The 13,103-nt window shown below is 68.0% G+C and carries 10 protein-coding genes; 8 read left to right on the top strand and 2 right to left on the bottom strand.

Annotation, left to right across the window (positions count from 1 at the left end; genetic code table 11):
* The first annotated feature begins 15 nt into the window (after positions 1-15).
* The 3 genes from BGN98_RS05405 to coaE are packed head-to-tail and all read left to right on the top strand — an operon-like array spanning position 16 to position 3,511.
* On the top strand, positions 16-1,710 hold the full coding sequence (locus BGN98_RS05405) for a PAS domain-containing sensor histidine kinase (RefSeq protein WP_288120059.1): 1,695 nt from the start codon (positions 16-18) through the stop codon (positions 1,708-1,710).
* Positions 1,707-2,906, top strand: a complete 1,200-nt coding sequence (locus BGN98_RS05410; protein WP_288120061.1) for a nucleotidyl cyclase domain-containing protein — start codon at positions 1,707-1,709, stop codon at positions 2,904-2,906. Before BGN98_RS05405 ends, BGN98_RS05410 begins: the two co-directional genes overlap by 4 nt.
* Before the next feature lie 2 nt (positions 2,907-2,908).
* Entirely contained in the window at positions 2,909-3,511 is a 603-nt protein-coding gene (gene coaE / locus BGN98_RS05415) for a dephospho-CoA kinase (RefSeq protein WP_288120063.1), read from the top strand.
* A 9-nt stretch (positions 3,512-3,520) separates the two neighbouring features.
* Here the strand turns inward: coaE and BGN98_RS05420 are convergent, their stop codons facing one another.
* Positions 3,521-4,129 (bottom strand): DUF4126 domain-containing protein, encoded by a 609-nt coding sequence (locus BGN98_RS05420; RefSeq protein WP_036287943.1) that lies wholly within the window; start codon positions 4,127-4,129, stop codon positions 3,521-3,523.
* Between the two features lie 113 nt (positions 4,130-4,242).
* Here BGN98_RS05420 and uvrB point away from each other — a divergent pair, with 113 nt between their 5' ends.
* Together uvrB and BGN98_RS05430 are read left to right on the top strand one after the other, a co-directional pair.
* Positions 4,243-6,312 (top strand): excinuclease ABC subunit UvrB, encoded by a 2,070-nt coding sequence (gene uvrB, locus BGN98_RS05425; protein WP_036287941.1) that lies wholly within the window; start codon positions 4,243-4,245, stop codon positions 6,310-6,312.
* Positions 6,313-6,432: 120 nt separating this feature from the next.
* A complete protein-coding gene (locus BGN98_RS05430) occupies positions 6,433-8,007 on the top strand; it encodes a UDP-N-acetylmuramoyl-L-alanyl-D-glutamate--2,6-diaminopimelate ligase (RefSeq protein ID WP_288120071.1) in 1,575 nt (524 codons plus the stop codon).
* A 30-nt stretch (positions 8,008-8,037) separates the two neighbouring features.
* Here BGN98_RS05430 and BGN98_RS05435 read toward each other — a convergent pair whose 3' ends face one another.
* Positions 8,038-8,280, bottom strand: coding sequence for a hypothetical protein (locus BGN98_RS05435; protein WP_036287935.1), 243 nt, complete (start codon positions 8,278-8,280; stop codon positions 8,038-8,040).
* Positions 8,281-8,312: 32 nt separating this feature from the next.
* Between BGN98_RS05435 and BGN98_RS05440 the strand changes: the two genes are divergently transcribed.
* The 3 genes from BGN98_RS05440 to uvrC all read left to right on the top strand — a co-directional run.
* Entirely contained in the window at positions 8,313-8,750 is a 438-nt protein-coding gene (locus BGN98_RS05440) for a MarR family winged helix-turn-helix transcriptional regulator (protein WP_036320963.1), read from the top strand.
* Between the two features lie 61 nt (positions 8,751-8,811).
* Complete coding sequence (gene uvrA, locus BGN98_RS05445; protein ID WP_061681606.1) at positions 8,812-11,724, top strand: excinuclease ABC subunit UvrA; 2,913 nt, start codon at positions 8,812-8,814, stop codon at positions 11,722-11,724.
* Between the two features lie 2 nt (positions 11,725-11,726).
* Positions 11,727-13,103 (top strand): excinuclease ABC subunit UvrC (uvrC, locus tag BGN98_RS05450; RefSeq protein ID WP_288120077.1); only part of this gene is annotated, 1,377 nt, incomplete at its 3' end.

A 13,103-nucleotide genomic window follows, 5' to 3' on the forward strand; every position in this document is an offset into this window, starting at 1 on the left:
CTGTAACGTCGTCCCATGGCGAGCCCTCCGAGCCCCAGCGGCCCCGCAGACGGCCGCATCCGCGGCCAACTGCGCGACCGCGCCGCGGCGAGCAATCAGCTCGTGCTGTGCGCCGTTGTCGGTGTGCTGTTCTTCATCGGTATCGCCACGGCGTCCCTCACCGACGGCGGCCTCTTCGGGATCGCGGTGCTGCTCGTCGTCCTCGGAGGAGTGGCCGGCCTCGCCGTACCCTGGTCGCGCTTGCCGCCTCACGCCGTGATCGTCCTTCCGGTCGTCGATATCGTCGCCATCGCCCTGATGCGCCTCGCCGAACCGAACGCTGCTTTCGGTTTGCTGTGGGTGTTTCCGGCGATGTGGTTGTCGGTGATCGGGCGCGCCGGCTTCGCGATCTCGGTGGTCGGCATCCCCGTCGTGTATTGGTGCATCCTGTGGACCGGGGCATCGCCGACGGGGACGTACGCGGTGGTCCTGCTTCCGGTCGTCATCGTCGCGGTCAGTGTCGCCTGCTACCTGTCTTCGCGCCGCTTCCGTGCGCAGCGAACGCTGTTGGACCGTCAAGCGGTGCGCGTGTCGGCGGCGCACCGCGAGGCGTTGCGTCAGGAGCAGCTGGTCAGCGAAGTCCTCGACACGGTCGACTTCGGAGTCATCCGCCTTTCCGCGGCGGGCGAGGTCGTGCTCGAGAACGATGCGCTCCTCCGCTTCGGCCGCATCCCCGGGTTCCTTCCTGGCGGCGCCGGCGACTCCGCCGTCACCGACGAGAAGCTGGTGCCTCTCGACCCTCAGCAGCACCCTCTCGTGCGTCTGCAGCGTCAGGAGTCGTTCGACGACGTCGTCCTGTGGTTCGCGCTCGCCGACGGCCGCCGACGCGCGTTCGCCTTCGCTGGGCGCCATCTCACCGATCACAACGGCGCGCCGGCCGGAGCGGTGCTGATCGCGCGCGACGTCACCGCGGAGCGGGACGCCCAGCGGGTGCGTGACGACTTGGTTACATCGGTCTCGCACGAGCTTCGCACCCCGCTGACGTCCATCCTCGGGTATCTCGAGCTGGTCCTCGACGGCGGCGGACTCTCGGATGCCGCGCGCAGGCACGTCGAGACCGCGCACCGCAACAGCGAGCGGCTGCTCGGCATCGTCACCGACATCCTGTCGGCGTCGTCGCGGTCGGGGTCGTCGATCGATACGCGCCTGCACCCTCGCGTCGTCGACATGACCGAGATCGTGCGCGCTGCAGCGGCGGGGCTCGAGCCGGTCGCAGAGGGGCGCTTCGTCGACCTTCGCGTGGAGGAGTCGGGCGCGGCCGAGGCGTACGCCGATCCGACCCGCATCCGACAGGTGATCGACAATCTGCTGGCGAATGCGGTGAAGTTCAATCGCGACGGTGGCCGGGTGACGGCATCCACCTCGACGGACGGCGTTCATACGACGGTTCGGGTCGCCGACACCGGTATCGGCATGGCCCCCGATGCGGCCGCGAGAGTGTTCGAGCGGTTCTTCCGAGCCGTGCCGTCCGTGCCGGGCAACGGTTTGGGTCTGACGATCACACGTGATCTGGTCGCCGCTCACGGCGGATCCATCGCCGTCGAATCGACCGCGGGGGAGGGCAGCGTCTTCACCGTGGTCCTGCCGGCGACCCGCGAGGTCTTCGACCGGGAGACGTCCACCGGACTCCCGCCCGGATCGGCCGAGCTCACCGACAAGGACGGGGCATGAATCTCGATCTGTTCAGCGTCACGGTCATGACGGCCATCGTTGCGTCGGTCGCCAGTCTGACCTTCATCCTCGACACCCTGCTGCGCCGCGATACCGGCCCGGGACGGCTGTGGGCGGTGGCATTCTTCTGCGGGCTGGCGACAACGCTCGCCTACATGGCGTGGTCTGCGGGTGTAGGCGGTGCGGTCTCGGTCGCGGTCGGCAACGCCCTGTTCGTCTCGGTGCCGGGATTCATGCTTCTGGGATGCCGACGGTTCAACGACCGCTCCGTTCTCGTCTCGTCGGTGACGGTCGGGACGCTTGCGGTCATCACCTTCGTCGCCGCGCTCATCGAGTACCCGACCCGGGGCAGCTGGGGTGGCTGGTGGGCGATGGCGGCATCGCTCGTGGTGTTCTTCGGAGCCGGTGCCGCCGAATCGCTGCGCAGCCCGATGCGCGGACTGCGCAGCGCCTGGGCCTTGTCGACCGTGCTCGCGGCCGCGGGGGTGTTCTACGCCGTGCGCCTTGTCGTCTTCGTGACGCTCGGGCCGCAGAGCGAGCTGTTCTCGCGGTGGCTCGGCTCCCTCAGCGCGAACATCGTCACGGTGATCCTGACGATGGTGGCGGCGATCGTCATGTCGGTGCTGCGCTCGCAGCGCACGACGCGGCAGCGCTACGAGTGGCTGACCTCCAACGGTGTCGCCGCCGACGGTGTCATGCTGCCGCGAACCTTCGCCGGAGCCCTCGCCGACATCGTGGAGCGAGCCTCGTGGCGGCAGGAGGGCATCGCCGTCATCGTGCTTCGTGCAGACGGGCTCGACGAGATCGGCGACGCCTTCGGCGGTGACGTGGTCGATACGATCTCGGCCGCCTGCCGTCATGCGGCTCGATCCTTCGCGCCGGCCGCGGCTCTGGTCGGCGAGGACGGGGACGGGCAGCTCGTCATCTGCACTCTCGCCGAATCGACCGCCGATGCCCGCCGCGTCGGCAGCGCGCTGTTCCGGGGCGCCATCGACGAGCTCACCGCGGTCGCTCACGGCCGTCTCGCGTCGGTGGGCGTCGGAGTGGGACTCACCTCGTCGCTCGGGTACGACCCGGGAATCCTCATGAGCGCTGCGCGCTCGGCCGCACTGCGCGCGGCGCGCATCGCAGAGGCCTCCGTCTTCGTGGCGCCGCCGTCGACGGCTCCGGCCGACGCCGACGTGGCATCCTCGTAGGCATGCCCCTTCTCGCGCTCACCGGCGGCGTCGCCTCCGGCAAATCGACCATCGCGCGCCTCCTCGCCCAGCACGGTGCAGTCATCGTCGACGCCGACGCGATCGTCCGCGAGCTGCAGGCTCCCGGGTCTCCGGTGCTCGACCAGATCGCCGCCGCGTTCGGTCCGGGAGTGATCGCCGGTGACGGCAACCTCGACCGCGCAGCGCTGGGAGCGGTCGTCTTCTCCGACGACGACGCCCGTCGCCGCCTCAACGCCCTCATCCATCCGGCCGTGGCGGCAGAGTCGGGCCGGCGCTTCGCCGCGGCGTTCGCCGCCGATCCCGATGCGGTCGTCGTCTACGACGTGCCGCTGCTGGTAGAGGCGCGGGCCGACGACCCGTGGGATCTGATCGTCGTGGCGCACGCCCCGGCATCCCTGCGCGAGGAGCGCCTCGTCGCGCTGCGCGGGCTCACCCTCGCCGATGCCCGCGCGCGGCTGGCGTCGCAGGTCGACGATGACACGCGGTTGGCCGTCGCCGACGTCATCATCGACACAGCCGGGTCGCTGGCCGAGACCAGTGCGCAGGTCGAGGCGCTGTGGAGGCGCTTGCACCCCTCGCGCTGAGGTGCGCGCTCACGGTCGCGGTACGGAGGCGACGGACGTCCCTGAGCGGTGGCGGCGTCGACGACGCAGCAGAAGCACGGCCGACACGATGAGGGCGACCACGAGCGCTCCGGCCAGAACGGGCGCGAAGATCGCGGCCACGATGAGTGCTCCCGCCGATACATCCTCCGCCGCCGACAGGACGGGGGCGGCGACGCCCGCGGTGGCGACATTGGCGAGAGGGCGCACCGACGCTTTGAGGGCATGCAGCGCGAGGGCGATCACGACGCCGACGACGATCGGCACCCACGCGGCGCCCGCGAAGAGGCTCGGGTCGTCGACGCGCACCGTCTGCGCGCTCGCGCCGGCGCCGAAGGCGATGCCCCCGGATGCCGGGCGCACCACGGTCTGCAGGACGTCGTTCACGGAATCGACCGCGGGGATCTTGTCGGCCACGATCTCCACGACCAGCAGCACACCGGTGATCCAGAGAGCGACGTCGCTGGAAAGCCACGACCAGGAGGCCGGCAGATCGATCACCGGCACGAAACGGTCCAACAGCCCCAGTGCGAACAGCGGCATCCACGCGTTCAGCCCCGCGGCCGCGGCGAGGCCGGACCCGACGAGGAACTCCAGCATGGTTCCACAGTACGGGGCCGAGCGGGCCGAGCGCCTCGGGAGGGCCTGGGCGAACGAGGACGCCGAGGGCGAACGACGCGGCCGATGTCGGGGGCCGAGCCTACGCTGGAGGCATGCAGACCACGCGATCCGTCCGGCCGTTCGAGGTCGTCAGCGAGTATGCGCCCAGCGGTGATCAGCCGCAGGCGATCTCCGAGCTCGCGGCTCGAATCAACGCGGGGGAGACCGACGTCGTCCTGCTCGGCGCGACCGGTACCGGCAAGTCGGCGACGACGGCGTGGCTGATCGAACAGGTACAGCGTCCCACGCTGGTGCTGGCCCACAACAAGACCCTCGCGGCGCAGCTGGCCAACGAGTTCCGTGAGCTGATGCCGCACAACGCCGTCGAGTACTTCGTCAGCTACTACGACTACTACCAGCCCGAGGCTTACGTGCCGCAGACGGACACCTTCATCGAGAAGGACTCGTCCGTCAACGCCGAGGTCGAACGCTTGCGTCACTCGACGACGAACTCGCTGCTGAGCCGTCGCGATGTGGTCGTGGTCAGCACGGTGTCGTGCATCTACGGTCTCGGTGCGCCCGAAGAGTACCTCCGCGCGATGGTCGCCCTGCAGGTCGGCGAGCGGTACGACCGCGATGCGCTCATCCGCAAGTTCATCGCGATGCAGTACAACCGCAACGACGTCGACTTCTCGCGCGGCAACTTCCGTGTGCGCGGCGACACGATCGAGATCATTCCCGTCTACGAGGAGTACGCCGTCCGCATCGAGCTGTTCGGCGACGAGATCGAAGCGCTCTACATGCTCCATCCCCTCACCGGAGACGTCGTCCAGAAGCTCGACAGTGTGCCCATCTTCCCGGCGTCGCACTACGTCGCGGGCACCGACACCGTTCATCGCGCCATTGGCACGATCGAGACCGAGCTGGCCGAGAGGCTGGCGGAGCTGGAGGGCCAGGGCAAGCTGCTGGAGGCACAGCGCCTGCGGATGCGCACGACGTTCGATCTCGAGATGCTGCAGCAGCTCGGTTTCTGCTCCGGCATCGAGAACTACTCCCGACACATGGACGGTCGCGAGCCCGGCGAGCCGCCGCACACGCTGCTCGACTTCTTCCCCGACGACTTCCTGCTCGTCATCGACGAGTCGCACGTCACGGTGCCGCAGATCGGCGCCATGTACGAAGGCGACGCGTCCCGCAAGCGCACGCTGGTCGACCACGGCTTCCGGCTTCCGAGTGCGCTCGACAACCGCCCGCTGCGTTTCGACGAGTTCAAGAACCGCATCGGTCAGACGGTGTATCTGTCCGCGACGCCGGGCCGCTACGAGATGGGTATCGCCGACGGCGTCGTCGAGCAGATCATCCGACCGACGGGTCTGGTCGATCCGCAGATCGTGATCAAGCCGTCCAAGGGGCAGATCGACGACCTGCTGGAGGAGATCCGGGTGCGGGTCGAGCGAGACGAGCGCGTGCTCGTCACCACCCTGACCAAGAAGATGGCCGAAGAGCTGACGGACTTCCTCGGCGAGCACGGTGTGCGCGTGCGATACCTGCACTCCGACGTCGACACGCTGCGTCGCGTCGAGCTGCTCACCGAGCTTCGACAGGGTGTCTACGACGTGCTGGTCGGAATCAACCTGCTGCGTGAGGGGCTCGACCTGCCCGAGGTCTCGCTCGTCGCCATTCTCGACGCCGACAAGGAAGGGTTCCTGCGCAGCGGGACGTCACTCATTCAGACGATCGGTCGAGCGGCGCGAAACGTCTCCGGTGAAGTCCACATGTACGCCGACAACATGACCGACTCGATGCGATCGGCGATCGAGGAGACCGAGCGTCGCCGGGAGAAGCAGATCGCATACAACACGGCGCACGGCATCGATCCGCAGCCCCTGCGCAAGAAGATCGCCGACATCACCGACGTGCTGGCACGCGAGGCGTCCGATACCAAGGCGCTTCTGGCTCGTGGCGGCGGCTCGGGTCGCGCAGGCTCGCCGACGCCGCGCCTGCGGCGGGAGGGCATCGCGGCAGAGGGCGCCATGCAGCTCGAGGCGACCATCGAGGATCTCTCGCAGCAGATGCTCGCCGCGGCCGGTGAGCTGAAGTTCGAGCTGGCCGCGCGGCTCCGCGACGAGGTGCAGGATCTCAAGAAGGAGCTGCGGGCCATGGTGAATGCCGGCCACGCGTAAGCAGGTCCAGTGCGCCGCACCACCTGAACGACATGCAGGCGGTGCCGCCGGCAGGGTGGACTCGGGCTTCGCGCGGCGATGCTGACAGCCGGGTTCGCACTGTTTTGCTATCGTCGCCGAGTGAGCATCGAGCAGTCCTCCCCGTCGGATCCTTCGGAGGCCGGAATGGGGGTTGCGCAGCCCGCCGCGAACCGTCCGCAGAACGTCGTTGCTCGCTCACTCGCCGACATCGCCGATCAGGTCGGTGCGTCTCTCGTCGCCGGTGACGCGTTCGTCACGGGTATCGCTCTCAGCGCGGCCTCGACGCAGCCGGGTGATCTGTTCTTCGCCCAGCCGGGGGCCCGGACTCACGGCGCGCGCTATCTCGCCGACGCCGTGGAAGCCGGGGCGGTCGCGGTGCTCACCGACGCCGCCGGCGCCGACATCATCGACGCCACGACAGGACTCTCCGCGCTCCCACGGATCGTCGTCGATGGGCACCCCCGTCGGGTGTTGGGTGGGCTCGCCGCCTGGTTCTACGACCAGCCTGCGCGTGCGCTGAAGACGATCGGCATCACGGGGACGCAGGGCAAGACCTCGACGACCTATCTCGTCGATGCAGCGCGTCAGTCCCGGCACACCGGGGTGATCGGCTCGATGGGAACGCGCATCGACGGCGTCGCCGTTCCGTCCACTCTCACCACTCCGGAAGCCCCGCAGATGCACGCGCTGCTGGCGCTCATGCGCGAGCGCGGTGTCGAGGTGGTCTCTTCCGAGGTGTCGAGCCATGCCATCACGATGGGTCGCGTGGAAGGCCTCCGCTTCGACGTCGGCATCTTCCTCAACCTCGGCCACGACCATCGCGACTTCCACGGCACGCAGGAGGCCTATCTGCTGGCCAAGCGCGAGCTGCTGACGCCGGCGATGTCCTGTGTCGCGCTGGTGAACGTCGACGACCGGGCCGGGCGGCGCCTGCATGCCGATGCCGACCTGAACACGCAGTCGTTCTCGGTGACGGGTCGCGACGCGCACTGGCGCGCTGTCGACATCGACCTGCGGCTGGACGGCTCCTCGTTCACGGTGATCGGACCCGATGGCCAGACGGAGCGTTTCACCACACCCCTGGTGGGAGAGTTCAACGTCAGCAACATCCTGGCCGCGGTCGCGGCCCTCGAGATCGTGGGTCATCCTCTCTCGGCATCCGTGGAGGGGATTGCGAACTTCGCGGGCGTCGAGGGGCGGGTCCAGTTCGTCCCCGTGGATGCCGAGTTCCAGGTCGTCATCGACGCCGGCCACAAGCCCGAGGCGATCAACGCGCTGCTGCGCGCTATGCGGCCTCTGACGCCGGGGCGCATCATCACGGTGATCGGATCCAACGGCAATCGCGATGCGCACAAGCGCCCGCTCATGGGCCGCTTCTCCGCGATGGCCTCGGACATCGTGATCGTCACCGACGACAATCCCGCCGACGAGGACCCCGCGACCATCAGGCGAGCCGTCGTCGCCGGTACGCGCGGCTCGCGCGCAGAGGTCTTCGACGTGGGCGGCCGAGCCGAGGCGATCCACAAGGCCGTCGAACTCGCCCGGGAGGGTGACCTCATCGCCATCGTGGGTAAGGGCGACGAGCGTCACCAGATCATGCGAGACGGCGTGGTCGTTCCGCACAGCGACCCCGACGAGGTGGAGTGGGCGCTGCGGCAGCGCGCGCGATCATGACGTTCGACCGCGCCTGACGGGCGGTCCTGATCAGGGGCAGTGCATGAGCGGCTTCGGGCCGCTGCGGTCGAACGTGTGCTGGGACATCGCGTGGCCGCAGAGCGGGCAGGCCCGTTCGGCGCGCGCCGGCTCGGGCTCGCTCTCGTACGGACCGACCGACGCGGGACCGGCCAGGCGGATGAGCCGCGTGTTGAGGTACGTGTACCACCCGCCGGCGTCGCGCACCCGTTGACGAAGCGGCGGCCGCTCGGCATCGTTTCGTGTCATGAACATTAGTGTACTAACGGAATGAGTACAGTAGAGGCATGGATGCGCGCGACGATCTGCTGAAGCTCGAGAACCAGCTGTGCTTCGCTCTCGTGACGGCCGCGCGCAACGTCGTCTCCATCTATCGTCCTGTCCTCGATCCCCTCGGCCTGACGCACCCGCAGTACCTCGTGATGCTCGCCCTCTGGGAGCACTCGCCGCGCTCGCTGGGTGAGCTCGCGGAGGAGCTTGCGATGGAACCGGCCACCCTGTCGCCGCTCGTCAAGCGCCTCGAGGTGCAGGGGCGGGTCAGTCGCACGCGCCGCACTGACGACGAGCGGGTGCTGGATATCGCGCTCACCGCCGACGGCACGTCTCTGCGGGCACGGGCTCTCGACGTGCCGGCGCAGATCATGGCGAGAGTCGGGATGGATGCCGACCAACTTGCGGCACTGCGCGACGGTCTCGCCCCCTTCGCCGGCCGTCGGCCGGACTGAGGAGGGTGCGCCGAGAGCGCACCTCGGATCCGGTGTCGGAGGCCACACCTAGACTTGTCCGGTGCCCATCGTCCCTGTTGCCTCGTCGAAACTCAGCGTGCGCGGAGCCCGCGTCCACAACCTCAAGAACGTGGATCTCGACATCCCGCGCGACTCCCTCGTCGTCTTCACCGGCCTCTCCGGTTCAGGCAAGTCCAGCCTCGCTTTCGACACGATCTTCGCCGAAGGTCAGCGTCGTTACGTGGAGTCGCTGAGCGCGTACGCGCGGCAGTTCCTCGGTCAGGTCGACCGCCCGGACGTCGACTTCATCGAGGGATTGAGTCCCGCCGTCTCGATCGATCAGAAGTCGACGAACCGCAACCCGCGTTCGACGGTCGGCACCATCACCGAGATCCACGACTACATGCGTCTGCTGTGGGCGCGCATCGGTGTTCCGCACTGTCCCGAGTGCGGCGCCCAGATCCAGCGGCAGACCGTGCAGCAGATCGCCGATCAGCTCATGGAACTACCCGAGCGCACGCGCTATCAGATCGTGGCCCCGGTCGTGACGCAGAAGAAGGGCGAGTTCGTCGACCTCTTCAAGGAGCTGTCGGCCAAGGGATACGCCCGCGCGGTCGTGGACGGCGACCTGATTCAGCTCGCGGAGCCCCCGACGCTCAAGAAGAGCTACAAGCATGACATCGCGGTCGTGGTCGACCGGCTCGTGGCAAGTGGCGACATCCTCGGCCGCGTCACCGACTCGGTCGAGACCGCGCTCGGCCTCGCCGACGGCATCGTGCAGATCAACTTCGTCGACGAAGAAGGGGACGACGCGTGGGTGAGTTTCAGCGAGAAGCTCGCCTGTCCGAACGGGCATCCGCTGCAGCTGACCGAAATCGAGCCGCGTACCTTCTCGTTCAACGCTCCCTTCGGCGCGTGCCCCACCTGTTCCGGTCTGGGCACGCGGATGTCGGTCGATGTCGAGCTGATGCTGGGCGATGAAGAGCTGTCGATCAACGACGGCGTCATCATCCCATGGACGACACAGGGCAAGGGGCTGTACCAGTATTACGAGCGCCTCCTGGTGGGCCTGGCCGATGACCTCGACTTCTCGCTCGACACACCGTGGCGGGACCTGTCCACCGACGTCCAGGATGCGATCCTTCGCGGCGAGAACTACAAGGTCACGGTGAAGTGGCGCAACCGCTACGGCCGGGAGATGCGCTACTCGTCCGGGTTCGAGGGGGTGGTGCCCTACATCGAGCGTCAGTACACCCAGGCCGAGACCGACGCGCAGCGCCAGCGATGGGCGGAGTACCTTCGTGAGGTCCCGTGTCCCGTGTGCCACGGCGACCGTCTGAAGCCCGAGGTGCTGGCCGTCCTGGTGCACGACCATTCGATCGCCGATGCGTCGCGCATGAGTCTGGCCGACGCGCAGCAGTACTTCGCGCAGCTCGAGCTGACCGACCGCGAAGCCAAGATCGCCGCCGCCGTCCTCAGGGAGATCCGCGCGCGCTTGGACTTCCTCGTGCAGGTCGGACTGAACTATCTGAGCCTCGGACGCTCCGCGGGCTCGCTCTCCGGTGGGGAGGCCCAGCGCATCCGGCTCGCGACGCAGATCGGCTCCGGGCTGACGGGCGTGCTGTACGTGCTCGACGAACCCTCCATCGGGCTGCACCAACGAGACAACCGTCGGCTGATCGAGACTCTCGTCCGGCTGAAGGATCTGGGCAACACCCTCATCGTCGTCGAGCACGACGAGGAGACCGTGCAGGCGTCGGACTGGATCGTCGACATCGGGCCCCGCGCGGGTGTCGACGGAGGCGAAGTCGTGCATTCGGGTCCGCTGTCGTCGCTGCTCGAGGAAGAGCGCTCGTTGACGGGCGCCTACCTCAGCGGGCGGCGGTCGATCGCGACGCCCAAGAAGCGGCGCAAGATCGACAAGAAGCGCATGCTGACCGTCGTCGGCGCCCGCGAGAACAACCTGCAGAACGTCACTGCCGAATTCCCCCTCGGGGTGCTCACCGCCGTGACGGGCGTCAGCGGCTCGGGCAAGTCGACTCTGGTCAACGGCATCCTCTACGAAGTCCTCGCGACCAAGCTCAACGGAGCGCGCCGCGTGGCGGGCAAGCACACCCGGATCACCGGACTCGACAACCTCGACAAGGTCGTGCACGTCGATCAGGCCCCGATCGGGCGGACACCGCGATCCAACCCCGCGACCTACACGGGCGTGTTCGATCGCATCCGCACCCTGTTCAGCGAGACGCCTGAGGCGAAGGTGCGCGGCTACCAGCCGGGTCGGTTCAGCTTCAACGTCAAGGGCGGTCGTTGTGAGGCCTGCTCGGGCGACGGCACGATCAAGATCGAGATGAACTTCCTGCCCGACGTCTATGTCGACTGCGAGGTCTGTCACGGCAAGCGCTACAACCGTGACACGCTCGCCGTGCACTACAAGGGCAAGAACATCGCCGAGGTGCTGGAGATGCCGATCTCCGAGGCGGCCGACTTCTTCGAGCCGATCCAAGCGATCCACCGCTTCCTGAAGACCCTCGTCGACGTCGGGCTCGGGTATGTCCGACTCGGACAGTCGGCGACGACGCTCTCCGGCGGCGAGGCTCAGCGCGTCAAGCTCGCGACCGAGCTGCAGCGCCGCTCGAATGGGCGCAGCATCTACGTGCTCGACGAGCCCACGACCGGGCTGCACTTCGAAGACGTGTCTCTGCTGCTGAAAGTGCTGGGCGGCCTCGTCGACAAGGGGAACACGGTCGTCGTCATCGAGCACAATCTCGACGTGATCAAGTCGGCCGACTGGATCATCGACCTGGGGCCCGAGGGTGGTTCGGGCGGCGGCCGCATCGTCGCGACGGGGACGCCAGAGCAGGTGGCGCGCGTCGAAGAGAGCCACACGGGCGCCTTCCTGGCCGAGATCCTCGCGGCAGGGCCGTCTGACGAGGGGGCGACGGCGCGGGGGCCGGTGCGGAAGGCCGGCTGACGATGGCCGACGCGCTTCCTTACAAGCCGAAGCCGGGGGAGATCCCCACGCAGCCCGGGGTCTACCGCTTCCGCGACGCGGACGGCCGCGTCCTCTACGTCGGCAAGGCCAAGAATCTGCGCGCCCGGTTGTCCAACTACTTCGCGCCGCTGCACACCCTGCACGAGCGCACCCGCCGGATGGTGCTCACGGCGGCATCCGTGGAGTGGACGGTGGTCGGCAGCGATGTCGAGTCGCTGCAGCTGGAGTACATGTGGATCCAAGAGTTCTCGCCGCCGTTCAACGTGCGCTACAAGGACGACAAGTCCTACCCCTACATGGCGATCACCTTGGCCGACGAGGCGCCGCGCGTCATCGTGACCCGCAATCGGCGCATTCCCGGAGCGCGCTATTTCGGCCCGTACCCGAAGGTGTGGGCGGTGCACGACACGATCGACCTGATGATCAAGGTCTTCCCCATCCGCACCTGCTCCGACGCGTCGTACAAGAAGGCCATGGCGACCGGACGACCGTGCTTTCCGGGACAGATCGGTCGATGCGGCGGACCGTGTTCGATGAAGGTCACGATCGAGGAGCACCGCGCCATCGTCGACGACTTCGTCGCTTTCATGGCGGGCGGAGACCAGCGCTTCGCGCGTGACCTCACCGCGCGCATGCGCGAGGCGGCGGCGGCGATGGACTACGAATCGGCCGCGGTCTACCGCGACCGGCTGCAGGCGATCGATGCGGTGCTCAGTCGCAGTTCTCTGGTGCTGGCCGAGGACACGGATGCCGATCTGTTCGGCATCGCGGAGGACGAACTCTCGGCGGCGGTGCAGCATTTCGTCGTCCGGGGCGGTCGCGTACGCGGTGTCCGTGCGACGACCATCGACAAGGAGCTCGACATCTCCTCCGCCGACGTGGTGGATCAGGTGCTCCAGCGCACGTACGGTGACGCTGAGTCATCCGACATCCCTCGCCAGGTCCTGGTGCCGCGCCTGCCGGATGATGCCGCGGAGCTGGAGCAGTGGCTGCAGGAGCGGCGCGGCAAGCGCGTGAGCCTGCAGGTCGCCCAACGCGGGCGCAAGGCCGACCTGATGCGCACCGCCACCGTCAACGCGCAGCAGGCGCTCTTGCTGCACAAGACGCGCCGCACGTCCGACTACACGTCGCGCACGAAAGCTCTCACCGACCTGCAACTCGCCCTCGGCATGGACGAGGCGCCGCTGCGGATCGAATGCTACGACGTGTCGCATCTGTCGGGAACCAACGTCGTGGCCTCCATGGTGGTCTTCGAAGACGGGCTGCCGCGCAAGGATCAGTACCGCTCCTTCAGCATCGCGGAGACGACCGACGACACCGACTCGCTCTATCAGGTGCTGACGCGTCGCCTGGCCCAC

This window comes from Microbacterium sp. 69-7 (assembly GCF_001897985.1).
Taxonomy (GTDB): Bacteria; Actinomycetota; Actinomycetes; order Actinomycetales; family Microbacteriaceae; genus Microbacterium; species Microbacterium laevaniformans.